At 44.6% G+C, this 25,156-nt stretch carries 16 protein-coding genes and 1 pseudogene; 16 read left to right on the forward strand and 1 reads right to left on the reverse strand.

The window, feature by feature from the left end; all coding sequences use genetic code 11:
* A partial coding sequence (locus tag MHN02_RS12190; protein ID WP_239246318.1) for a LacI family DNA-binding transcriptional regulator occupies window positions 1–518 on the reverse strand: 518 nt, incomplete at its 3' end.
* Window positions 519–737: 219 nt separating this feature from the next.
* Between MHN02_RS12190 and MHN02_RS12195 the strand changes: the two genes are divergently transcribed.
* The 16 genes and pseudogenes from MHN02_RS12195 (at window position 738) to MHN02_RS12270 (ending at window position 25,156) form a co-directional block, all read left to right on the forward strand.
* Window positions 738–3,464 (forward strand): TonB-dependent receptor, encoded by a 2,727-nt coding sequence (locus MHN02_RS12195; RefSeq protein ID WP_039232232.1) that lies wholly within the window; start codon window positions 738–740, stop codon window positions 3,462–3,464.
* A gap of 101 nt (window positions 3,465–3,565) precedes the next feature.
* Window positions 3,566–6,127: a family 20 glycosylhydrolase gene (locus MHN02_RS12200; RefSeq protein ID WP_239246321.1), complete on the forward strand. Its 2,562-nt coding sequence runs from the start codon at window positions 3,566–3,568 to the stop codon at window positions 6,125–6,127.
* Between the two features lie 85 nt (window positions 6,128–6,212).
* Entirely contained in the window at window positions 6,213–7,118 is a 906-nt protein-coding gene (locus MHN02_RS12205) for a BadF/BadG/BcrA/BcrD ATPase family protein (protein ID WP_239246324.1), read from the forward strand.
* Entirely contained in the window at window positions 7,115–8,113 is a 999-nt protein-coding gene (locus tag MHN02_RS12210; protein ID WP_239246327.1) for an SIS domain-containing protein, read from the forward strand. The genes MHN02_RS12205 and MHN02_RS12210 overlap by 4 nt, the downstream gene beginning before the upstream one ends.
* Window positions 8,110–9,261: an N-acetylglucosamine-6-phosphate deacetylase gene (gene nagA / locus MHN02_RS12215; protein WP_239246330.1), complete on the forward strand. Its 1,152-nt coding sequence runs from the start codon at window positions 8,110–8,112 to the stop codon at window positions 9,259–9,261. Before MHN02_RS12210 ends, nagA begins: the two co-directional genes overlap by 4 nt.
* A 30-nt stretch (window positions 9,262–9,291) precedes the next feature.
* A complete protein-coding gene (locus MHN02_RS12220; protein WP_239246333.1) occupies window positions 9,292–10,644 on the forward strand; it encodes a sugar MFS transporter in 1,353 nt (450 codons plus the stop codon).
* Window positions 10,645–10,977: 333 nt separating this feature from the next.
* A complete protein-coding gene (gene gcvT / locus MHN02_RS12225; protein ID WP_136782051.1) occupies window positions 10,978–12,057 on the forward strand; it encodes a glycine cleavage system aminomethyltransferase GcvT in 1,080 nt (359 codons plus the stop codon).
* A 26-nt stretch (window positions 12,058–12,083) separates the two neighbouring features.
* The gene (gcvH, locus tag MHN02_RS12230) at window positions 12,084–12,473 is read left to right on the forward strand and encodes a glycine cleavage system protein GcvH (protein ID WP_014950360.1); all 390 of its coding nucleotides are present in this window, start codon (window positions 12,084–12,086) and stop codon (window positions 12,471–12,473) included.
* A gap of 123 nt (window positions 12,474–12,596) precedes the next feature.
* On the forward strand, window positions 12,597–15,494 hold the full coding sequence (gene gcvP / locus MHN02_RS12235) for an aminomethyl-transferring glycine dehydrogenase (protein WP_239246441.1): 2,898 nt from the start codon (window positions 12,597–12,599) through the stop codon (window positions 15,492–15,494).
* A 467-nt stretch (window positions 15,495–15,961) separates the two neighbouring features.
* A pseudogene (locus tag MHN02_RS12240) lies at window positions 15,962–16,078 on the forward strand (transposase domain-containing protein); the annotation flags it as partial.
* Window positions 16,079–16,143: 65 nt separating this feature from the next.
* A complete protein-coding gene (locus MHN02_RS12245; RefSeq protein ID WP_239246336.1) occupies window positions 16,144–16,413 on the forward strand; it encodes a hypothetical protein in 270 nt (89 codons plus the stop codon).
* Between the two features lie 175 nt (window positions 16,414–16,588).
* A complete protein-coding gene (locus MHN02_RS12250) occupies window positions 16,589–17,170 on the forward strand; it encodes a hypothetical protein (RefSeq protein ID WP_239246338.1) in 582 nt (193 codons plus the stop codon).
* On the forward strand, window positions 17,148–17,633 hold the full coding sequence (locus MHN02_RS12255; RefSeq protein WP_239246340.1) for a hypothetical protein: 486 nt from the start codon (window positions 17,148–17,150) through the stop codon (window positions 17,631–17,633). Before MHN02_RS12250 ends, MHN02_RS12255 begins: the two co-directional genes overlap by 23 nt.
* A 10-nt stretch (window positions 17,634–17,643) precedes the next feature.
* Complete coding sequence (locus MHN02_RS21820; protein WP_239246342.1) at window positions 17,644–21,348, forward strand: penicillin-binding transpeptidase domain-containing protein; 3,705 nt, start codon at window positions 17,644–17,646, stop codon at window positions 21,346–21,348.
* On the forward strand, window positions 21,342–24,191 hold the full coding sequence (locus MHN02_RS12265; protein WP_239246344.1) for a hypothetical protein: 2,850 nt from the start codon (window positions 21,342–21,344) through the stop codon (window positions 24,189–24,191). The genes MHN02_RS21820 and MHN02_RS12265 overlap by 7 nt, the downstream gene beginning before the upstream one ends.
* Window positions 24,191–25,156 carry a hypothetical protein gene (locus MHN02_RS12270; protein WP_239246346.1) on the forward strand — a complete coding sequence of 322 codons (966 nt, stop codon included), beginning with the start codon at window positions 24,191–24,193 and terminating at the stop codon, window positions 25,154–25,156. Before MHN02_RS12265 ends, MHN02_RS12270 begins: the two co-directional genes overlap by 1 nt.

Below are 25,156 nucleotides of genomic sequence, written 5' to 3' on the forward strand. Positions count from 1 at the left end.
GTTATATCGTATGCCGCTTTGAAGTCATTCACCAACACGTAGGGGAGGGGCGATGGAAAGAGGCCGTCCCCAGATAGAATACGCACATAACTTATTTGGTTTTGATCAAGTTCCGATAATACCTCAGGCATTTCTGACAGCGGAGGCGAAAGAATAAGGCCAGCCAATTGCGCGGTGTCTACCATGTCCACCAATTCTTTCGCTATGTTTTTAGAGCTTGCATCGCACGGGTGAATTAACAATTCGAAATTGTTTTTGCGACACACATCCAATATGCCTTTTTGCATATCGATTATGTAGTAAGCGTTGGGGTTGTCGTATACGTAACCCAGTACCGATGCTCCTTTGCTCGCTAAGTCTCGCGCTGCCTTGTTCGGCGTGTACTTTAAGGCCTTTATCGCCTCTTCAACACGTTGCAAGGTGTCGGGTTTTACCGTGCCTTCCTTGTTAATTACGCGCGAAACGGTCTTTATCGAAACACCCGCCATTTCGGCAACACTTTTGATGGTAGCAGCCAAATTCGATCTCACTCTAAAAATTGGTTTAATTTTCAACAATTAAGGAGCTTGTATTACTTTTTTGTTAAAAAATTAATTGCAGCCTTACATTGTGTCATGTAAGTTAACATTCAATGACAGCGTTGTCATCAAAAAGCTGTACCCCACAACAACGCCTGTCATTTTATTATTTCAATAAATGACAGCGTTGTCATTTTTGGCTGAGAGAAGGTAAATACAATGTTCAAAAACCAACAACATAAACTAACAAGAAGTGTTCGCCTCGCCATAGCTATGGGCGCATTAACAAGTATTTCAGCACCTATTGCGGTAGCACAGGAAGCAGGTGAAACTGAAATCATCGAAGTCACAGGGATCCGCGGAAGCCAAAAGGCCAACATCAATGCCAAGCGTTTTTCTAACGCCATTGTTGACGCTATCACTGCTGAAGACATTGGCAAGTTCCCCGACAAAAACGTGGCAGAAACACTTGCCCGTGTTCCGGGTATTACCATCGACCGCGATTTTGGTGAAGGGCAAGGCGTAACTATACGCGGCGTTCAGCCAGACCAAAACTTGACCCTAGTGAACGGTCAAGCCGTGGGAACCGGTCAGTGGTTTGTGTTATCAGACGCAACCCGTAACTTTAACTTCGAAATTTTAGCGTCGGAAATGATTGCGGGTTTAGAAGTGTACAAGTCGTCTCAGGCAGACATTGATGAAGGCGCATTGGGCGGAACGGTAATCCTGAAAACACGTAAACCGTTTGACCTTGACGCTAATTCTGGGCAAATCTCGGTAGAAGGCCAGTATGGTGATATCGCAGATTCACTCGACCCAACGCTATCTGGTTTGTACAGCTGGAAAAACGATGACGAAACCTTTGGTATTCTTTTCTCAGGCTCTTATCAAGAAAGAACGGTAGAGCGTGAAACTAACGAAGACTTCGGCTGGTTCGGCCCTAGCATTCCTCGTATCGACCCACTTATTGAAGCACCAGTTGGCGCTTCACAAAAAGGCGCTATTCCATGGGGAATGGGCTCAGCGTTGTTTAAGCAAGACCGTGAGCGCGTTGGTTTTGATGTAACTGCTCAATGGGCACCTACCGACGACTTCGATGTGTCTGTCCACTATCTATCGTCAACGCTTAAAGCTGACAACGTAAACTCTAACTTAATTGGTATTCCGTTTCGCGGTGTGGCGTACACAGGTACTGACACCAGCCCGGGTACGGTGAGCAGCGACAACGTAGTAGAGTCGCTTAGCATGATGGGCGTAGATAACCGCCCTGAGTGGGCGCGCTTTATGGCGTATGACAACATCTTCCGCGATGGTTCTGAAATGTCTACCGAGATTGTAGATATTGAGGGGCACTATCTTATGGGTGATGGCAAGTTGCACTTTCAGTTAGGTACAACCACGGGTGAAGGCGAAAACCGAGATTTCTTCACTGAATTTTGGGCTAGCGCAAACGACCCGCGTGCAGCCATCGATTTTTACAACCCAGGTGGCGACAACCCGTATATCGATTTTACAACGGCAAGCCCATGGCTAGCTAACCCAACAGATGAAATGTGGTTGGGAGGAATATTCGACCAGCTAAATGCAACGGAAGATAAAGAAAACTATATCCAGTTTGACTACGAGCATTCTGTAGATTGGGGTGCAGTAACCGAAATCAAAACGGGTATAAAGCGTCGCGATCGTAGCTTTGCGCAATCTCGCTACAGAACTGACTTGGCCAACTTAGCGCCGGTGGGTGAAGGTAGCCTTGGCCCCGCGTCATCGTTTTGGAATGGCGACATGATTAACGTGTCTCACGACAACACCAACGGCGTGGCTGCCAGCTATTTCTTCCCTGACAAAGACAGCATGTACAACGCGCTATATAGCGTAGCCGAATGTGCAGATGACACTACTATACTTTGCCGCCGTACCGATGAATTCTTAGATGAATCTTCATTTGAGATAGAAGAAGATATTACTGCACTTTACGCCATGGCGAAATTTAGTGGCGATGGTTTCAGAGGTAATGTGGGTATGCGTTACGTTGAGACCGATTCAACTTCGAACGGTTACGACCTAACAACAGGCGAAGCGGTAGCGTTTGACGGTGGTTACAACGAATGGCTGCCAAGCATCAACTTGTCGTACGACTTATCTGAAGATGTGTTGCTACGTATGGCGGCAGCACGCGTGCTTACACGTCCAGCACCGTTTCAGTTAGCACCTGCGGTAAACTTAACGCCTGAAACTAGCTCTGGCTCTGCTGGTAACCCGCAGCTTAACCCGCTAACTGCTAACCAATTTGAAGTGGGTGCAGAATGGTACTTTAGCGAATCATCGGTAGCCGCGGTAACAGTGTTCAAGAAAGATATTAACGACTTTATCTTTACCAAAACCGTATCTCGTGAAATTGATGGTCAGCAAATCAATCAGCTAAGAACGCCAGAGAATGGTGGTTCAACCTCTATCGACGGTATCGAAATGCAAATTCAGCATGTGTTCGACAACGGTTTCGGTGGCTACGCTAACTATACCTACACTGATGTGGCCGACGCACAAGTAGATGAAGCGGTTGCCGTTACAGACGATGACGGCAACATCATTGGTGCTACTATCGCAACGCGCTCAGTAAGCTTCCCGAACACGTCAAAAGACTCGTTTAACGTAGGTGTGTTCTACGAAACTGATCTTTACAGCGCGCGCTTAAACTACAACTACCGCTCTGAGTACTTTATTGCCCAAGCTGAAATTGGCGATCAGTACCGCGACGAACAGTCACAGCTAGATGCGCAGGTAAGCTGGAACGTGACAGAAACCATTACACTTAAAGCTGAAGCCCTTAACCTTACCGACGAAATCTGGGAGAACTACTATGTTCGAAGCAGTGACGGTAAGCGACTTGGTGGAACGCAAAGTGCCAATGGACGCCGTTTCTTCATTGGCGCTAGCATGAAGTTCTAGTTGCTAGTATGTGAAGATAGTTCGTGTGTTCACTATCTTCACTTAGCATAGGGTAGGGCGTTTGCTTTACCCTTGTTTTACTCTGAAATTGTGATTTAAGGATGTGCGACGTGATCCGCAATTCGACGAATTTTGTCAAAGCGTGCTTGAGCTTATCGTTACTACTAGTGGGTAGCGCTTCGGCAATGGCTGAAACGCCTTCGCTACAGCAAGCCAGCTTGAATGCGCTAGGAGAAAGCCTCGATATACATTACGAAGTATTAAGTAATGTGGACGATAGTTTGTGCCGGGTACATATTCCAAAAGGCGACTGCTTTTCGTCAGAGCTTACGATAGCAACCATGGCAACCCCCATTGAAGCCTCTACGTCGCTTTACTTTAGTCATATTGCGCCTATTCGCGGGTATGACTCAAAAAATGCAATTCGCATTGAGCATATAAACGGTGACCTGCACCGCCTAACGTTCGAAGAAAAGGTGAGCGCAAGTGAGCAAGTTAAGGTAACGCTATCTGCGCCCTTTTGGCACGCCTCTCGCTCGGACGCAATGCCGAATTATTACTTAACTTACCCTGCTTTATCACCGGTGGTGATTGCCTCCACAACTCGCGTGAAAGAGTCGGGAAGCAATTTACTCATCAATCAACACACTGGCTTGTGGAACAAACAAGCCCAGTACAAACGCACTGAAAACGACAATACACCGCTTATGGACAGCGCGTATTTATACAATGAAGGCGATTCAGCGCTAATTTCAGGTGATGCCCAGAACCGTGTTATTCCTAACGTAGGTCAAAGAGGTGATACTGGTAAATTTGTTTCTGCCGCGGGCATTAAAATAGATAAGTCTGACCAAGACATGCTTGCTCCAGCCATTGAGCAAATGGCCTATTTTGGCCTGACTAACCAGAAAACAGGTTTACCACTTAAGGTTATTACTCGCAGCGCTAACGATGCGAACGCCCTTGCAAATGAAGCTGCAACAATAAACTCGAAAGAAGGCTATGCGCTTAGCATAACAGAGCAAAGCGCTACGATAATTGCCAACGATAACATTAGTGCTAACTACGGTTTGCTAACGCTAATGCAAGTATTTGATGCGCAGCATGGCCGCTTTCCTATCACTGAAATCGCAGACTCGCCACGATTCGAATTTCGCGGAATGCACTTAGATATTGCTCGCCACTTTCCAGGAAAGGCAGCGATTGAATCTGTTGTTCGCCAAATGTTCACCTATAAGCTCAATAAGCTACACCTACACCTAAGTGATGACGAGGGCTGGAGATTAGCTATCGATGCTTTGCCCGAACTTACCGAAATTGGTGCGTTTCGATGCCACGATTTGTCTGAAACACTGTGCTTGCTGCCTCAGCTGGGAAGCGGGCCTTTTAAAAGTGCTACAGGCAACGGCTTTCTTACCCAGCAAGACTACATTGATATTTTAACAATGGCGCATGCGCGCGGGATTGAAGTTATTCCGTCGCTTGATATGCCTGGCCATGCCCGCGCAGCAATTGTTGCTATGAATGCGCGCTACAAGCGGCTTATGGCAGAGGGTAACTCAGATGCTGCAAATGAATTTTTATTGGTAGATAAAGAAGATAAAACCCAATATGAAAGCGTTCAATTCTATTCAGATAACACCATAAATCCCTGTTTAGATAGCAGCTATCATTTTATCGAAACCGTACTTATTTCTGTGAAATCACTGCATGAAAAGGCCAACGTTCCGTTGACGCACTTCCATGTTGGCGCCGATGAAACCGCCGGTGCTTGGGTGGAATCCCCTGTATGTGCTGCGAAAGGTCAAAAGGCAGATGAAATACTGCCGGCTTTTGTTACCGAAGTGCAGACAATTGCGCAAAAGCACAATATAGCAATTGGTGGCTGGAGCGATGGTATGGAAAAAGCCGTAAATACACTGGATAACAGCAGCGCGTATACCAACGTTTGGCATCTTCTTGCTGCGGGAGGAGAGAAAACAGTATCGCATTTCGCCAAGGAAAATATTCCGGTAGTACTTTCGTTTCCAGACGTGCTTTATTTCGACTTTCCTTACCAAAGTAATCCTTATGAACCCGGCTATTACTGGGGTTCACGGGCAACCGATACCGAAAAAGTATTTTCGTTTATGCCCGAACAGCTGCCGCTTCATGCCGAGTTATGGACCGACCGTATGGGCCACAGGTACAGCAGTTCTGCTGAGGCCGACACATCATCAGTAATCGGTATTCAGGGGCAGCTATGGTCGGAAGTCACCGTGAATCAAGACGCCGTGGAATATATGGTATTCCCCCGACTATTGGCCTTGGCTGAACGGGCTTGGCACTACGCACCGTGGCAACAAAACGCGAAAGCACTTCATGAAAAAGGCGCTTTAGTAAACCAGCAGGCAAGCGACTGGCGAGCGTTTGAGTTAGCGTTATTTAACCGCCATGCACCCGCGCTAGTGCAGCAGGGAGTGAATGTGCGTGTACCTACGCCAGCAGCGGTAATTAACAATGGTAAGTTACATATAAAGCCAGTGTCTGGTCTTACGATGGAGTACTTAACTTCAGGTAATAAGTGGGAAACCTTTACCGCTCCTGTTGAAGTGAAGGGGATGGTAACTGTTCGCGCTAGAATTGCGGGAACACAGCAAATGAGTCGACAGGTGCAGCTGTAAGCGCCTGTTTTTATTGGTTAAAATGACAGCGTTGTCATGTTTTTACCAAGTGCATCTATGCATTTATCTATACTGAGATGTTTAAATGAGCTCTGATTTATTTTTTATTGGCATAGACGGTGGTGGCACCAAGTGCCGAGCAAGATTAGAAGACGTCCGCGGAAATGTCTTGGGTGAGGGCCTGAGTGGCCCTGCCAATATTATGCGCGATAGCGATTTAGCTAAAGCGTCGATAGTAGATGCGATTAATATCGCTATTTCGAATGCAGGGAACGCCAACACATCTGAGCAAATTTCGCTGTCGCAGTGCGTGGTAGGCGCCGGTCTAGCTGGCGCAAACATTGAGTCTGCGAAGCAACAGTTTGAACAATGGCAGCACCCGTTTCATTCGCTACACGTGTTAAGCGATTTACACGCCGCATGCGTTGGAGCACACAATGGAAACCCGGGAGCAGCGATAATTATTGGTACAGGTTCATCGGGCACCATGTGGCAAGGTGAACTTTTTCAAGATGTTGGTGGGCACGGGTTTCCTATCGGCGACAAAGCCAGTGGGGCTTGGTTAGGCTTAAAGGCCGTGCAGCACACGCTATTGTGTTTAGATGAGTTGGAAGAAAAGGATGAACTTGCAGTAGAAGTGTGTAACGCCCTGCAATCATCTTGCACCCAAGAAATCGTAGCGAAATGTGCGGAATTTAACACCCATCACTATGCCGCCTTGGTAGAACGTATGCTGCCTTTGCTATACACAAAGCAAAACAAGGTTACCGCACTTTTTGAAGAGGGGGCCGTGTACATTGAGCGTATGGCAAAGCGACTTCTTGCAGATCACAACCATTGTTTAGCCATGATAGGTGGGCTTAGCAATGTTTATTCAGCCTATTTTTCAGAATCCATCAAAGCGCGTTTAGTACCCTGCAAAGCAACGCCGCAGCAAGGTGCTATTTATCATGCAAAAGCCGCGTTTAATCACAAAGAAGGTGAGAAATGAGTTTATCTATAATGGCAAAAGAAGCCAGAGAGTTTCCGTCAGTTATTGCGCAGCAGTTAGATAAGAATGATGAAGCGATCAGTCAGTTAGCGGGTAGGTTACAGCAATTAAACCCTAACTTGATTTATATTATTGGTCGCGGCTCTTCAGATCATGCCGGCGTGTTTGGAAAATATCTTTTTGAAACAGAAATGGGTATTCCTGTGTGCAGTGCCGCCCTTTCAATAGCAGGCATATTCAAACGCCAATTGAATTTGAAGGGGGCGGTAGCTTTTATTATCTCTCAATCTGGTCGCAGCCCAGACATACTAAAGCAAACCGAGTCGGCCAAAAACGGCGGGGCGTTTACGGTTGCCTTCGTGAATGATGAAACATCGCCATTAGCCGAGCTGGCTGATGCCGTTATTCCTTTATCTGCCGGGGAAGAAAAGGCGGTTGCGGCTACTAAAAGCTTTTTAGCAACGCTGTCGGCGCTTCTTCATTTGTGTGCTCGTTGGAGCGAAAATACCTCGCTATTTAATGCGCTAAAAGCCTTGCCTTCGCAGCTAGAAGCGGTAATCAATGCGCCGTCTCAGCTAACAAGAGCCCATCTAGAAAATACGCGAAACACCATTGTTTTAGGGCGCGGCTTTGGCTATGCGGTTGGGCGAGAAGTAGCGCTCAAATTAAAAGAAGTATTGGGTATACATGCCGAAGCGTTTAGCAGTGCAGAGTTCATCCATGGCCCAGTGACGTTAGTTGAGAAAAAGCTGAAGCTTATTTCGTTAAACATAGAAGATGAGAGCGCACCTTTTCATCAAAACATGGTGCAAGATGTGAGATCCCGTGGCGGTGAGTGCATAGATCTGCAAGGGGGAGTAACGTCTTCACACCCAAGGCTGGACGCACTTTTACTAATGCAACGCTTCTATCTGGATATAGAGAAAATTGCCGTTGAATTAGGTTTGAACCCAGACACGCCACCCGGATTAAACAAGGTAACGAAAACCCAATGAAGACCATTATTCTGGCTGAAAAGGTACTGATGAACGGTGCCTGGCAGCATAATCAGGTGCTAAGCATTGAAAAGGGTGTGATAGCTGACATTGCACCTCTTTCTTACTTCAAAAAAGACGCAACGGCGACAATCAACGAGCGCATACGCGGTGCAGTTATTCCAGGCTACATCGACACGCAGGTAAATGGTGGTGGGGGCGCAATGTTTAATCATGCTCCCACGATTGAAAGCATAAACGCGATGGCCGAAGCGCACTTGAAATACGGCACCACTACATTGTTCCCAACGCTTATTACCGACGATATAGACACCATTGAGCAAGCGGCAGATGCAGTAAGCGAGGCCATTGCACAGGCGCATCCCAGCGTTGAGGGGGTTCATTTTGAAGGGCCGCACCTTTCTGTTGAGAAAAAAGGCGTGCACTTGCCGCGCTATATTCGCGCACTTTCAGACCGTGAACTGGCAACCTATACCCGAAGAGATATTGGACAAGTCCTTATCACCGTTGCGCCTGAAAACGTGCCTTGCGACATCATCCGAGATTTGGTGGGGCAAGGAGTTATTGTTGCATTAGGGCACTCAAACGCACCGTTTGAAACCGTGCAGAATGCATTAGACGCTGGGGCATCAGGCTTTACCCACCTATATAACGCCATGTCGCCACTGACTTCCAGAGAGCCTGGAATGGTGGGGGCGGCGCTACTTAACAACAGTGTTTGCGGGATAATTGTGGACCATCATCACATTCACCCTAAAGCCGTAGAGTTGGCTTATAAGGTGAAAGGGCCGCATCAGCTAATGCTAGTGACTGACGCCATGGCCCACGTGGGCGCAAGCGACGATACCATCGCGTTCTTCGATACTCATATCACGCGCCAAGGTAACAAATTAACCACGCCCGATGGCACGTTAGCCGGTAGCTGTTTAGACATGCACGGCGCAGTAACGAACAGCATCAACGGCATCAATATCGCATTAGAACATGCCAGTACCATGGCAAGCGCAACGCCAGCACGCTTCACCAAAATACATGATAGGGTAGGTGAAATAGAGGTAGGAAAGCGCGCTAACTTTTTAGTGATAAACAACGACAATACTCTGTTAGAAGTGTGGCAGAACGGAAGTAAATGCCTTTGCGCTAACTAACAACATAATAATAAATAAGAGATCTTTGCTATGACAACACAAGCTCAGTCGCAAGTACCCAATGCAACAGGAATGGGGCGCTTTGTACCTATTCTAAGTATCGGTTTACTGTTTTTCATTTTCGGCTTCATTACATGGTTAAACGGGGCATTAATTCCGTTTTTGCAAATGGTGTGCGAGCTAACAGAAATGCAAGCGTTGCTTATCGCCTTCTGTTTTTACATCGCTTACGTAGTCATGGCGCTACCCATGGCAAAGATTCTAGAAAAAACTGGCTACCAGAAGGGCATGAGCCTAGGGCTTAGCATTATCGCCGTGGGATGTTTGTTGTTTGTACCTGCCGCACTTAGCGCCATGTTCCCCGTGTTTTTGCTGGCACAATTTGTGGTAGGTAGCGGTTTGACCATACTTCAAACTGCGTCAAACCCGTTCATTGTTCGCCTAGGTAACGAAGAAAGCGCTGCCGCTCGCATTGCCTTCATGGGCCTTCTTAATAAAGCGGCTGGCGTGCTGGCACCTATCGTTTTCACCAGCTTAGTGTTAAGTGGTTTGCCTGACGTAAATCAAGAGTCGTTAAACGCCATGCCACAAGAGGTAAAAGCCACGCTAATTAATGATATGTCTGTCTCACTTATTCAGCCTTATGTTGCAATGGCCATCGCATTGGGCGTACTGGCTCTGGTATTTATGCGCCTTGCATTACCAGCCATTAATGACGAGCAAGCTAAAGACGAAACACTGAAAACACCGCTTTCCTCAAGCAAAGATAAAAAGATCCTACACTTCCCACACTTAGTCTTGGGCGCAATAAGCCTGTTCTTCTATGTTGGGGGAGAAGTTATCGCTGGCGACACCATTGGGTTGTATGGCTCTTCAATTGGCGTAGAAAACGCGACCACGCTAACGTCATTTACCATGATTGCTATGGTTATTGGATACGCAGTAGGCCTTATTTGTATTCCTCGATTTATTTCTCAGCAAACGGCGCTACTAAGCTCTGCGGTATTGGGCGTAGTTTTTACCACAAGCATTCTAATGAGCTCAAACACTGATACTGGGATCTCTGAAGTGCTGTGGGGATGGACGGGCGTGCAATCGCTTCCTTTTTTACCTAACAGCGTGACGTGTATTGCGCTTCTTGGCTTGGCAAATGCCATGGTGTGGCCTGCAATTTGGCCGCTGGCGCTAAATAATTTAGGTAAATACACTGCACAAGGTTCGGCACTACTTATTATGGGTATTGCAGGTGGTGCCATTTTGCCCATGGTTTACGGCGGAGCTAGTGAGCTAGTAGGTGGTCAAAGTGCCTACGCGATTATGCTGCCTTGCTACTGCTTTATTGCTTACTACGCCGTATTGGGTTGTAAAAAACAACGCTGGTAAATGCCAGTGTTTTTCCGTGTAGCTCACGGGTTAACTGTTTAAAGAAATGCGCTTTTTAGCGCATTTTTTTGTTGTTGGTCTGCGCTGCTGCATTAAAACTGGTGCTGTCGGGTTAAGTCGTCGCTGTCGTATAAGAAAAGACAAGTAGCTGCAGTAATTTGACGAGTCCTCACTAAGTCTTAACTTATACTGAATATTTGTATTTCTGATGTTCAGTGTTTAATACATTTGCTTTTTAAATGTATTGATAAAAATTTCCAATTTGTTGCATAAACGTTAGCTCACTATACTCAATTTCGTTTTCTACCTTTCAAATTAAAAAGAGTAAGTGGAATGTCTAGTACCACCGCCCTACACGCAAAGCACCTAGAAGCCGGTGCGAAAATGGTCGATTTCTTCGGCTGGGATATGCCAATTAACTATGGTTCACAAATTGAAGAGCATCACGCTGTGCGTCAAGACGCCGGTATGTTCGATGTGTCTCACATGACCATTGTTGACGTAAAAGGCGCACAAGCCAAAGCGTATCTTCAGTACCTTCTAGCCAACGATGTGGCAAAACTAAAAGACAAAGGCAAAGCGCTATACAGCGGCATGCTTAACGAAGAAGGCGGTGTTGTAGACGACCTTATTGTTTATCACTTCGACGAAACTAACTATCGCCTAGTAGTTAATTCAGCAACGCGCGAAAAAGACATGAACTGGTTAATGAGCAAAGCAGAGGGCTTTGACGTAACCATCACCGAGCGCCCTGAATTTGCCATGATTGCCGTTCAAGGCCCTAACGCAAAAGAAAAAGCAGCCACCTTGTTCAGCGCAGCGCAAAAAGAAGCGGTGGCGGGCATGAAGCCATTCTTTGGAGTACAAGCAGAAGACTTGTTCATCGCCACCACAGGTTATACCGGTGAAGCAGGCTACGAAATTATGGTGCCAGCTGAGCAAGCGGAAAGCTTCTGGCAAGCACTACTAGACGCGGGCGTTAAGCCATGCGGCCTAGGTGCTCGCGACACACTTCGCCTAGAAGCAGGCATGAACCTGTACGGCCAAGATATGGATGAAACCGTATCACCACTAGCGGCTAACATGGGCTGGACAATTACATGGGAACCGGCAGAACGTGACTTCGTAGGGCGTAAAGCACTAGAAGCGCAGCGCGAAGCGGGTACCGACAAGCTAGTAGGCTTGGTGATGACTGAAAAAGGCGTGCTGCGTCACGGTCTTAAAGTGAAAACAGAAAGCGGCGAAGGCGTTATCACTTCAGGTACGTTCTCTCCAACACTAGGTCACTCAATTGCGATGGCACGAGTACCAAGTGATGTTGGTGAAACAGTAGAAGTGGAAATGCGCAAAAAGTGGGTTACAGTAAAAGTGGTTAAGCCCTCCTTTGTTCGCAATGGAAAAAGTGTTTTATAAGTTAACAGAGAATAACAGGAACGATTATGAGCAACATCCCAACTGATTTACGCTATGCCGCTACGCACGAATGGGTTCGCCCTGAAGGTGACGGTGTTTTCACTGTAGGTATTTCTGAGCACGCACAAGGCTTACTTGGCGACATGGTTTTCGTTGATTTGCCAGATGTTGGCGACGCAGTAAGCACTGGCGACGACGTATGTGTTGCTGAATCGGTAAAAGCAGCGTCTGACGTTTACGCGCCAATTTCAGGTGAAATTGTAGCAATTAACGAAGACTTAGAAGATTCACCAGAACTAGTTAACTCTGACCCGTACGGCGACGGTTGGCTATTCAAAATTAAAGCTGACGATGCGGCCGAAGTAGAAGGTCTACTAGACGCTGAAGGCTACGAAAACAGCATCGACGAAGAGTAATTCGTTACGCAGTTTTAAAAGAACCATAATTTAAAAAAAGGGGCATGAAGATAATTCAGCCCCTTTTTAACTTAAAGATTTAACGCGCCCTTGCGGCAACCATTACGAGTGCTTAACAACGTTATGTCGAATACTTCCCCTACATTGGCTCAACTAGAGCAAAAAGATACATTTATCCGCCGTCACATTGGCCCGGGTAAAGGCGAAATTGAAGAAATGCTGTCTGCTATTGGTGCAAGCTCACTAGACGATTTAATTGAGCAAACTGTACCGGCAGGTATTGCGCTACCAGAGCCACTAAAATGTGGTGAAGGGGCGACAGAAGTTGAAGCATTAAGTGAACTTAAAGCCGTTGCACAAAAGAACAAAATTAACCGTTCTTTCATTGGTATGGGTTACTACGATACCCACGTACCAAACGTTATTCTTCGCAACGTGCTAGAAAATCCAGGTTGGTACACAGCGTACACGCCTTACCAGCCAGAAATTGCCCAAGGTCGTTTGGAAGCCATTCTTAACTTCCAACAAGTGACCATCGACCTAACTGGCCTAGAGCTAGCATCTGCGTCATTACTTGATGAAGGTACAGCGGCAGCAGAAGCCATGGGCCTTGCTAAGCGCGTATCTAAGAACAAAAAAGCCAATGCGTTCTTCATTGCAAACGACGTTCACCCGCAAACGGTTGACGTGGTAGAAACTCGCGCTGAAATGTTCGGTTTTGAAATCATCAAAGGTGCGGCAGAAGAAGCAGCAGAACACGACGTATTCGGTGCGCTACTTCAATATCCAACCTCTACCGGTGAAGTAAAAGACATCAGCGACATCATTGCAGCAGTACAAGCGAAAAAAGGCATTGTGGCAGTAGCCGCAGACCTTATGAGCTTGGTAATGCTTAAGTCGCCTGGCGAGCTAGGTGCAGACGTTGCACTTGGTAGTGCACAGCGCTTTGGTGTACCTATGGGTTACGGTGGCCCACACGCGGCATTCTTTGCTACACGCGACAGCTACAAGCGTTCACTACCTGGCCGTATTATTGGTGTGAGTAAAGACACCCGTGGTCGCCCAGCACTTCGCATGGCGCTACAAACTCGTGAACAACACATTCGCCGCGAAAAAGCGAACTCGAACATTTGTACAGCGCAGGTGCTGCTAGCCAACATGGCAAGCTTCTACGCGGTATACCACGGCCCACAAGGCCTTAAAACTATAGCTGAGCGTATTCACCGCTTCGCCGACATTCTTGCTACTGGTTTAAACCAGAAAGGTGTAGCTCTAAAGCACAGCACGTACTTCGACACGCTAACCGTAATGGTAGACAACAAAGAAGACGTACTAGCAAAAGCCTACGCAAAAGGCATGAACCTACGTGCTGACCTTGAAGGTGCGGTAGGTGTGTCGCTAGACGAAACCACCACACGTGAAGACATTGTTGCGCTATTCGACGTACTGCTTGGTGAAGAGCACGGCTTAACAGTGGAAGGTCTGGATGCAGAAGTAACCACGCAAGACGTAAAATCTATTCCTGAAGGTTTAGTACGTACAAGCGACTTCCTAACGCACGAAGTGTTTAACAAGTATCACTCTGAAACAGAGATGCTTCGCTACATCAAAAGCCTTGAAAACAAAGACTTGGCGCTTAACCACTCAATGATTTCATTGGGGTCGTGCACCATGAAGCTAAACGCAACGGCTGAAATGATCCCAGTAACATGGGCTGAATTCGGTCAGCTTCACCCGTTTGCGCCACTAGACCAAGCAGCGGGCTATCAAGAAATGATTGCCGAGCTTAGCGAGTGGTTAATTAACGTAACCGGCTACGACGCGCTTTCAATGCAGCCTAACTCAGGTGCTCAAGGTGAATACGCAGGCCTATTGGCTATTCAGCGCTACCACGAAAGCCGTGGCGAAGGTCACAGAAACGTGTGCTTAATTCCAAGCTCTGCCCACGGTACTAACCCTGCGTCTGCGCAAATGGTTAGCCTTAAAGTGGTAGTAGTAGCGTGTGATAGCAAAGGTAACGTAGACCTTAACGACCTTCGCAAGAAAGCGGAAGAAGTGGGTGACAACCTATCGTGTGCCATGATCACGTACCCGTCTACCCACGGTGTATATGAAGAAACCGTGCGCGAGATTTGTGACATTGTTCACCAACACGGCGGTCAGGTTTACATGGACGGCGCGAACATGAACGCGCAGGTGGGCATTACGTCACCTGGCTTCATTGGTTCAGACGTGTCGCACCTTAACCTACACAAAACCTTCTGTATTCCACACGGTGGTGGCGGCCCAGGTATGGGACCAATTGGTGTTAAGTCGCACCTTGCGCCATTCCTGCCAAACCACACGGTTGTTAACGTAGAAACGGCAGGCAAAGACTGTGGTGCGGTATCGGCAGCGCCATGGGGCAGTGCGTCAATTCTGCCTATTAGCTACATGTACATCAAAATGATGGGTAGCGCTGGCCTTCGCCGTGCAACCGAAGTAGCTATTCTTAACGCTAACTATGTGGCTAAGAAGTTAGAAGGGCACTTCCCAGTGCTTTACAAAGGCAACAATGGCCGCGTAGCACACGAATGTATTATTGACCTTCGCCCGCTTAAAGAAGCAAGCGGTGTGACCGAGCTAGATATCGCGAAGCGCCTAAACGACTACGGTTTCCATGCGCCAACCATGAGCTTCCCAGTAGCGGGTACGCTTATGATTGAGCCAACCGAGTCGGAAGCGAAGTACGAACTAGACCGTTTCATTAATGCCATGGTGAGCATTCGTCAAGAAATTGCGAAAGTGGAAAGCGGTGAGTGGGATGCCACTGACAACCCGCTACACAATGCACCGCACACACTAGCTGACATCTGTGACAGCGACTGGAACCGCAGCTACGACCGCATGCTAGCGGCGTACCCAGCACCAGAAGTACACAGAAACAAGTTCTGGCCAACGGTTAACCGTATTGATGATGTGTACGGCGACCGAAACCTGATTTGTTCTTGCCCTAGCATTGAGAGCTATGTTGAGGAGTAGGGTGGCGACTAACAGCAATTAAAATTGTGAACGCGACAATTAAGTTTGTGAATGCAATTAAGATTGTGAATACCTAAATCAGACAAAGGCGAGCCAGAATTGGTTCGCCTTTTTTATTTAGCACTGCTAATTGGGCGATATTATATTTGTACTGATGTGGGCATAGTACTGGTAGTTTTCGGTTGACATCGTTCACTCTAGATTGGATGTGTTATTGAATATGGGTATAAAAATTTTTCGAGCGGTGGTTATTCGGATTGGCTTTGTTCTCGAGTATAAAAAGGCAAGGAGTGGAGCTTATAGATTATGTGGAAGTTGCTACACTAAATAACTTCACTTAGATTTTTATGTATGTTGCGATAATTCAAGCTCAACTAATTATCAATAGTGTTCTTAAGTAGTTTTCATAAAGCCTGAGAGAAGCGGTGGTTAACGAGAATAGCCATTGTAGTCCGATTCAGACAAAAATGATGGTGACTTGCCGCCTGCAAAGCATCAATCCTTACCACTACCTCGTGGATGTCTTGCAGCGTGTGGCATTGCATCCGGCCAGGGATGTGCTAGACCTCACTCCCAGAGTGTGAAAAGATAAGTTTGCTGATACGCCACTCACATCCGATGTACAACAACACCGAAATCAAGCGCGAATATGAATATCAACGACCTCACTTTGGAACAGCTGTACCAGTTCAATGACATGGTCTGTCAACTCATTGACCAAATACGCGCCCAACAAGAGCGAGAAGCCATCGCGCATATTCGACCCGGTATGAAAGTGACTATCGAAGGACCTGATGGGCCAATCTTCGGGATTGCCCTGAAACTTAACCGCAAAACCATTATCGTAGCATCTGAAAATGGACAACATCAGTACAAGGTAGCCGCAGGATTGGTGAAACCTGTCAACGATCTGAATTAGATTGCTAACGATCTATATTGATCGCTTACGCTTTAAAGATGAGTTTTGGCTTTCATCTGAGCTCATTAATAAACCTTGCAGCGTTAACTTGTTAATTCTAATTTTAAATATTAGAGTAATAGCGCGTAACCAAATTTAAAGACATTACGTCTACCATGTAAACGGATACTTACGAATGTACTACTCACAGGCGAACATCTACACTAAACTCCTTTTTCTCGCAACTCTAATTTGGTTATGTAGCGCCTGTACGGACAACGAGCAAATCGAAATAGAGCGACGCCTAGAAGATCAGAAAAAACAACTAGAATTTGAATTATTTAAACAAAAAGAGATAGTTGCGGACTATGAACAGCGGATCCAGAAAAAAGCAGAGGAGTTATTTGGTGGTGGCCTATCTGATTCAATACAAGGGCTAGAGAAGGATCAGGAAGAAGGTATTAGACTTTTGGAAGAACTGTTCTCAGAAAGAGAATATTCACTTAATATTGCTTTTGAAAAAATCCGTAATTTAGAAGAAATAACTGACAAAAACAGTGTTGAAATTACGGGAATAAAAAAACAACTAACTGAATCTAATGAAAAAATCAAGAATCTGTATGCTCAGGTAGTTGAGTTAAAGAAAGAAAATCTGAAGGTAAGGAAGGCGCTAAGGGCGCTTGAAAAAAAGCAAGCGGAAAACCTTAAAAAACAACAAGAAATCGACGATTGGCGAAAAGCTATTAGGGAAAGTGATGATGATGGATGGAATGAATAGTGTAAATAAATTAACACCATTGTTGTGTGTTTTACTATTTCTCAGTGGTTGTAATACTACGAATAAAAATGCAAGGCTGGTGTCCGAATGCCAAAAGATAGGATTCGTTAAGCGTACGAGCTGTCCTATAACTGAGGTTCCCAAGCTAAAGTTTGTTGGAGTCGATACCAATAGCAGCGTCCTCGCTGGTGAAAAACTTGATGTTTTTATACAAGCCGAAATTGAAGGTGATTTGAGCCTTGTGGAAAATCTCTTATTAAAAATAAAGTTTTTCAACGTTGACAAAAAACAGCTGGGTACCCGTCAAAAAATATTACCTGTTCAAGGTAGGTTCATTAGATTAACTGAGTCCATTACAATCCCGTCTTCTGCATCTTCAGGTGAATATTTAGTTGAGGTTGAAACAACATTAATTAGTGACCTTAAAGTAACTGAAAGAAAGTTCAACATTACCCAACCGTAAGGACTTTTAAGTGCAACCGGTGACCCTCAGAATAGCTGTAACTGGCTTACTTTTGACAGGGCTAATTGTCTTGCCTGCAATATTGATTACCTCAATGTTGAATAGTGAGAAATTAGGTGAATCACAGTATTACTCAGATGTGTTGGAGGATGTATTTTGCCTTGAAAAAAGATGTTTATCTAAAGCAAAACGTTGTGATCCTGAAACGTCAGCTGGCTGTCACGAAAAACTAGCGAATGCAGAGGGGAAGAACAGAGGGTTTTATTGGTTCAATGTTCCTGAACAAAGTGCGGCAGGATTTTATGCCGGAGCAGGTTATAACAGCAAAGTCATTTTTTCGCAAAAATTTAGCTGTGAATACGGGTTTGTCGCTAACCTCGCTGATTTTGAGTCTGCTTTCGGTGTTACTGTTGAAGAGTTCTCGCAGAATACAGTCCAGTATAAAGACAATCTGGATGACTCAGGACATTTCCAAATAACTGATATTAAAGGAACCTTGCTTAATATCTCACACAGGAATAGTAACAACTCTGAAAATAAATCCTCCCTGAGTTTGAGTGATATTAAAGTCAATAATAAACGCTTTTCCCATGTCATTCTGTTTGGCCCTGCCAGTAGTGATGGCAACAATATTCATCTTGGCATTACCTCTCCTCCTTCTGAACTGAAGATTTTTCGAAACCAAAACTATTTTTTCCTCGCAGCTAATTTACAAAGTGATGCATTTCAGCGCCTGCGCCGGGGAGACTCAAGTGGTTCTCCTGTATACCTTGGTAATGATGTCGTTGAGATACAGCTTAACCACTTGGGCGAATCCAATAAGTGCGAGGTTAATGTTACTGCACTTTCTTATCCTCCAAAAGAGGAGACTGAAATAGCCAGAAATAAAGCCACTTTTATAGTGCTAGGGCAGATTAGAAATGCTTTTGGTTTAACTAGAGAAATATTTCATCCTAAGGAAAAGTTCATCAAGTTTGCAAAACTTGCTACTCGACCTGAAGAACTAAGGTTTTTCAAGACACTTAGTCAGGAGAGGTTAATTACCAAAACTCCTGAACCATCAGCGCAATTAGAATATATTAAAACACTAACAAAAGAAGCTCTGGAATGCACATCATCAGACAAACCATGCCGAAAAGAATGGCAAGGGGCTGACTCTTTTCTGGATGAATACCTCGGACTCGCAAAACAAATCGTAACTAGTCCAGTTGGCAAAAAAATCACCATGGAGATTAATCGGTATAACAGCCGCCTATATAATACCGGTGTTTATTTAAGCAAATCTAATGAAAGAGATTTTACTTTTCTCCTAAATAACGAAAAGTTAACTTTGGAAGATGTGGCAGTTCAAAGCTGCCAGCGCCAGCACTGCTTTAATCGGGCAATGGGCAAGGTGGCCAAAGTAAGAGAGCCGACACTGGATGTACAGGCAAACTTATCACTCGTGGACTTTTATACCGTTTACGACAACAGTTACTTTGATGCAAGTCATTTGCTGCGTTATGAATTCTCACGCTTACCAGAAGAGGGCGACTTCGCATACATTCTGGGACAACGTACAAAAGCAAACATATCATTCTTAAAACAAGGCGCTTCAAACTACCGGCACTGCAGTATACCTGAAAGACGAAAGTCGGAATCTAATCAAATCATTAGTGTTTTCGACGCAATACACTGGTGCGGATTAGAAAATGAACGTCGTAATTCAGTGAGGTTAAGAGTAGAACTTCCCCCTTTATTGTGTGAGTCTCCGAATGACTGCGATATATACAAATACGCTGCCAAACTGCCAATTAAAAGCGACAAAAGCAGCGGACTCAAATGGTCTGTCTATGAGCCTCGAGCGCGGTTTATTGCAATTAATGACACACAGTCACGCTCCGAAGAACTGCAAGACTCTGACCTTGAGCAGGTCACTTTCTCAGAGCCAAAAAGCCCACCCGATATCTATGTTAACGGTGAAAATGGGAGGATCAAGATATTTGACGCTATCACTGGTATTAATAGTTATGGGGAGCGCTTGGGTCTGAGTAACCTAACAGGAGCCAACAGTAATTTTATTAACCACCTTGCATCTTACACTGAGCAGGATGAACTCAACTTGGCCTTTGATTATGAGATGCAGGACTTGGTCAACGAGTTTGTTGAAAAACAAACTTTAAATTGGGTGGGGCAAGAGTCAACCAACCAAGCTTTCAAATATTACTTTGGAAAATCTGCTCAACACAGTTCCTCTAGTTTGAGCGTGTCTATAATGGAGGCGAAGTCGGGTCGAATACTTGCTTCAGCGGATAGTAATAGTCTTTTTGCAAAAGATGTGCAGACTAGTGGTGATGTTGCTTATCTGGAGAGGTTAATACCAGAGAAAAGCAACCTGAGATGGTTAAACCACTATCACAATGCTACTTTTTGGGATGCGCCAGGATCAGTGTTTAAAATAGTGACAGCACTATCTTTAGAAAAAGTGAAAGCGCAATGCAGCGTTCCACAAAAGGTTTGTCCGCTATCGAAAAATAAAGAACTATTTCTTAACTCTGTCGGAGAAATTACTCAAAACAATGCTGACACTCTTAACAGAATGTTGAGAGGCGATGCCAATGGCTACTATTTCAATAAAAACTCTTGTCACTATCCCGATTTCGATTTCGGAAAAGGCGTAAAGTCCAGCTACAACAGAAATAACGGTATCTATGGGCAACAGGTACATAATTATTCGACCAATCGCCGTACCTGCGTAAAACCTCTAGATAGTAAAGGTCAGCTTCCGATTGGCGACCACTGGTTAACTGTGAATTTGAATCGTTCAGTAAACACTTGGTTTGCATGGACTCATGAAATGATCACGCCGGCGACGTTTGAACAGGGTGTGAATCACAGAACACATCAACATAAGGATCTCCTGGCGCTGAATGCTTCATCACAAATCATGCAGAAAATTATTCCTGCTGCCAACGTAATATATCAAATGGGCTTTGACAAATCTCGGAATCTCATCACAGGAGAGGCGGTAATAAATCCTGAAGGCGCAGGTAATTCGCCAAAATCCTGGATACTAAGCCCGGTCACTGTGAAGTTTCAAGATGTTAGTGACAGAGCAGCGCTTAGACGTTTCTCGGTAGGATTGACGGGAACATCAATGACTCCTTTACATATTGCAGCAATAAGTGCTTCATTGGTTAACAATAAAGTAACCTATCCCAGTTTAATAAACTCCCCAATACAACTGGAAAACCTCAACACCAATGATAGGCAAAATACCAACGAGGTATCCCCAGAGAGCGTGAATATCAATAGTGAAAAGCGTGATTTCTTTCAAGACATCAACACAAATTCAATTATTCAGGGTATGTATTACGCGGCTAATGGTTCAAATGGCAGTACTTATACCAAAACCTTTCAAAAAGGATTTGAATGTGCCCAACAGCGATGCATTTGTATGTATGCGAAAACAGGTACTGCACCGCTTGACTCTGGAGCAATTGACTCTCAAAACAGTTGGATAACAGGCTGGTTCTTTAAAAACGAAAAAAATGAAGAAGGAAACGGTTTCAGGCAATGCCCAATGAACAGTGAAAGTTTTCAAGCCATTAAAGCGACAGTATATAGTTTTGGTTGCGCGGCGAAACGTGTCGCAATCAATTACACTGGTGCAACTGGCTGTGGAGTTGTCATTAAAAATATCGTGAAAGCCGGATTGGAGCGGGAAATATGGTAAACCGCATCACCTTGCTGTTGAGCATTTTTGTAACGCTGTTATCAGCAATAGTGCTGTCCGGTTATACAAGCTTTAATTCTTTCTATTTTTGTACGTCTGCGGATATAAGTAAGTGTTGGAATCAACTAGAGATTCCATCAAACCCTCAAGACAAAGTTGCGCAATCGAAAGCTCATCTTGTAGACTACTTCAGAAGTCTATCCTACACCCCTGTGTACATAGAAAAAACCATAGGTACAAACCCTGTGGTTTTTGGAGCTAAGAACCTAAAGGCGTTCGGAGCAGAAGAGCAGGTTTTCAGTGTCAGAACTGAAGGTGACAAGAAGTTCGTTAAAAACCTCAGCCAATCAGCCTCCGTGCCAATTAATATCTCCGGCGTGACCTACTACCCTCGCCAACACTTCCTCAAAAGTAACGACTCTATAATGATAGATGATGTCCATTTGAAATGGCTCCAATCAGGCCCGGAGAAAGGAGATCTTTTTGTAAGTGATGGGAAATATCAGAACCACTATCGTATTGACGATACACAGATCATTGGTTATCGAAACCTTGAAAACTCCGATGAGTTGACATTTAGCTCATTAAATTTTCGCGAATTAACTAAGCTGCCGATAACTGCATTTCGCCAACCGAATGCTTGTCGTAGTTCTGTTAGAGATTATTTACCATTTTTCAATGACAAAACCATCAATATTGGCGGGATGGGCTTTTGTAGGAATCAAGTTCCAATACAAAATATTGCCAAAAATAGCTTTTGGATCAAACGCATTGATGACGTCAGGCTGGAGTTTAAAGCCAACAAATACAAGCCGTACATTTATAACAGACACGTAGTAGTGGTGGATTCTGACAATTTCCCCAAAATACTCAGGCATAGCGAACTAGAACTCACGCAGGCATTAGATGGTCGCAACAGCTTTACTCTGGATGTTGGCTATACCGATTATTTGGTCTCTGTTGGTGATTCCCAACTAAAGTTTCAAATATTGAGAAACTCTATCAAAGAGGCTGCCACTAACACTGAAAACCATACTCCGACTAAGGTGAAACCTTTAGTTGATTTTGGTGTTCCCGGGTTAATCGCGGGGTTAGCATTGCTGATTTATTGTCAATTTGTCTCGTCGCCGACAATCGATGTGACGTTTAACGCTAATTATTACGAAATCAACTTGTTTTCCATAATCACGAATGCATTTCAATCACTTGGGTTGACTACCTGGAGTTATTTGAGGTTTATTATAATCCTTTCCATTCCTCTGTTGCTCTTTAGTGTATGGGGCATCAGTAGTGTTGCGATTTTCTGCATATTCGTGATGGGTATACTCACTTGGGAAATCAGAAAAACTAAACATCAATTTACTTTCTATTTGTTCATTTCGCTTCTTGTTTTAGTTTTAGTGGGCATAGAATACGGGCTCGGATTGAGCTTTTCACCAAACCGCTTTTCTGGAACCATACCAGAAACTGAATCCTGGTACTCAATGAGCAAATATTTTGCTGACTTTTCAAGGCAATTGATGGTGATTACCGTGTTGTTAACTTTCTGGTTGCTTGCAGTATTAACCAGAGTGCAATTGTCCGTTGCCTATGAGCCCAACCAGCCAGTGACTATTCGTTGGCAAGCATTGTCCTTCATGTTGGTCCCCAACTGCATAGCCCTACCCATTAGTCGGATTAAGTTATTTAGGTGGATGGGAAAGGTGAAACCCTTTTGCTGGTTTAAGTTGGTCGGTGAAAGTTCAAGATTTGCTGAAAGTCGATTAGTCTTTGGCACTGTACTTCATGGACTCTTCTGGTTTTTCGTTGTAGCAGTGCAGGCTGTTGCCGGGACTGAAACAGGAGTCGCGGGTTTGTTTCAGCCCAATGAGTTCGTTAAATTGTTGTTATGTTTTGCAACTGCAATTACTATTTTCCCGCTAGCTAACCGGGTAACGGATACCATTCGCCATGAGATACAAAATAATAATAACCAGTTAACACTTTCTATAGTTGCTTATTACATCCGTGTGCGGTTTTCCACTACTATCTTGCACGCCTTCATAGCAGCATTTGGAGTTGCACTGTTGGTTTGGGTTAACCACGATTTTTCCTACCTGCTCATTTTTTTCATGTGGGCGGCATTGATTGTTTTGTATCTCCTCCTCGTCGCTGTCGGATTTAAAATTAACCACAGTTGGGGCTTTTTGCGAAACGCACTGACCAGCTTCGAGTCAAAGAAAGCACCGGATGATATTGTTTTTTATCGCTCTTTTATGCAGATCACTTTACGTGTTGCCTTTGTCCTGGTATTCACTGTTTTATTTTACTTACTAATTCGATGGCTTTTTCTCAACATCGAGCTGGTGGATTCTTATCAAAACCGAATTGATGCTTGGCAATCTCCTTACTCTAACAGTCAGTCTTCTTTCCAAACCAAGCAGGCTTTTAATTTGAGAAAAGACTGGCTCAGAGAGGTAAAACTCTATGCAGTACCTGAAATTGATGACGATTTTGCAGTATCTGGCTGGATGAGCAGTATGTCTCAATTACCCAAAAACACGTTACTTGTGGCCACCATGGGGGTATTGCTGTTCCTGATATTGGTTGCATCAAGGAGCATATTACTTAACGGTACGGTATACAGAAGAGATATTCCATCCTTTTCTCAGGAAGGGTTTATTTTTGCAGGTCTCAGTATTTTACTGATACACGTAATGATTTCCCTCTCTAATAATTACAATTTGCTACCGATTATGGGGCAACCTTACCCATTAGTGGGGAGACAGGGTAGCTTTATCACACTCTTTGTCTTGCCGTTTTTTATGGTGGTGACTCTTTTACCGGATAACGGAGAGCATTAATGTTACCAAACGACTTATTGGTTAAAGATGAACTTAAGAAACTTGCAAAGGAGCGCGAAGGTTTTTATTTTCTGGCCCCTACCCATAAATGTTCGGAGTTTCAGCGCGTTGTTGGCGAGCCCAATTTTACGCTAATAGGACTAGACAACCTTCGAGGTTACTATTTTTTGAATCAGGCGAATGGCGGTAGGGAAAGTGTAAATATTAAAGGTTATCTACAAAATGGTACACATTACGATTTGATTTTACCTTTAGAAGATAACCGTCTTAATTTTGTCTTATCTCCGCAAACGAATAAAAACAATAAAAAATTTATTGACGAAGGTTTGCCTTGTTTGTTTTCTGAACTATGCGAGCTTAACTGCAAGCTATCTCGCTCGAGTTTAGCTGTCAGGTTGCAATCATCAAGGACTGATATTGAATTTATCATTAGCCGTAAAACCAGTGGTTTTAGTATCCATTTTTTCTTGCGAGGTGAATATGGAGGCCATAAGCGATTTTTAGAGTTTTCAGTGCGATCTGATATTGCGACTCAAGTAGAAGTTAGCGTCAATGCAGAAAAAAACAAAGTTTTTGCACTTGAAAATGAAAGAATAACACCTTTTGAAGATTTTAAACGCGTCTCTGTATACCCTGTTCACAGGGTCAGTGAAAATCATATTCAAATTGTAGGCAAAAAAATAATCCGTGATTTTAACGACGACTATAGTGATCTGTCGAAAAGTTGCTTTTCTGAAATTGTACCAAACGATGAGTTTACCGAATTAGGAGCGTTTACTTCTTTCAGGGACTGGATCTGTGATGAAAATGGTTTTTCATCTCTCGTATATTATGTTCCTGAGAATACAATGTTAAGTTTGGGGAGAGAAATAAGTATTGCTGACACTACAAAATATCACCCTGACGAAATGAGTAGTTTTTCTCAGGACCTTATTTGGGGCAATGTCTTGATTTCGGAGAATTAG

The sequence above is a fragment of the Alteromonas sp. CNT1-28 genome (assembly GCF_022348345.1).
Lineage (GTDB): Bacteria > Pseudomonadota > Gammaproteobacteria > Enterobacterales > Alteromonadaceae > Alteromonas > Alteromonas macleodii.

Coding starts and splice junctions, on each gene's coding strand:
- MHN02_RS12195 (WP_039232232.1), top strand. CDS start 738: ATGTTCAAAAACCAACAACATAAACTAACAAGAAGTGTTCGCCTCGCC.
- MHN02_RS12200 (WP_239246321.1), top strand. CDS start 3,566: ATGTGCGACGTGATCCGCAATTCGACGAATTTTGTCAAAGCGTGCTTG.
- MHN02_RS12205 (WP_239246324.1), top strand. CDS start 6,213: ATGAGCTCTGATTTATTTTTTATTGGCATAGACGGTGGTGGCACCAAG.
- MHN02_RS12210 (WP_239246327.1), top strand. CDS start 7,115: ATGAGTTTATCTATAATGGCAAAAGAAGCCAGAGAGTTTCCGTCAGTT.
- nagA (WP_239246330.1), top strand. CDS start 8,110: ATGAAGACCATTATTCTGGCTGAAAAGGTACTGATGAACGGTGCCTGG.
- MHN02_RS12220 (WP_239246333.1), top strand. CDS start 9,292: ATGACAACACAAGCTCAGTCGCAAGTACCCAATGCAACAGGAATGGGG.
- gcvT (WP_136782051.1), top strand. CDS start 10,978: ATGTCTAGTACCACCGCCCTACACGCAAAGCACCTAGAAGCCGGTGCG.
- gcvH (WP_014950360.1), top strand. CDS start 12,084: ATGAGCAACATCCCAACTGATTTACGCTATGCCGCTACGCACGAATGG.
- gcvP (WP_239246441.1), top strand. CDS start 12,597: ATGTCGAATACTTCCCCTACATTGGCTCAACTAGAGCAAAAAGATACA.
- MHN02_RS12245 (WP_239246336.1), top strand. CDS start 16,144: ATGAATATCAACGACCTCACTTTGGAACAGCTGTACCAGTTCAATGAC.
- MHN02_RS12250 (WP_239246338.1), top strand. CDS start 16,589: ATGTACTACTCACAGGCGAACATCTACACTAAACTCCTTTTTCTCGCA.
- MHN02_RS12255 (WP_239246340.1), top strand. CDS start 17,148: ATGATGATGGATGGAATGAATAGTGTAAATAAATTAACACCATTGTTG.
- MHN02_RS12265 (WP_239246344.1), top strand. CDS start 21,342: ATGGTAAACCGCATCACCTTGCTGTTGAGCATTTTTGTAACGCTGTTA.
- MHN02_RS12270 (WP_239246346.1), top strand. CDS start 24,191: ATGTTACCAAACGACTTATTGGTTAAAGATGAACTTAAGAAACTTGCA.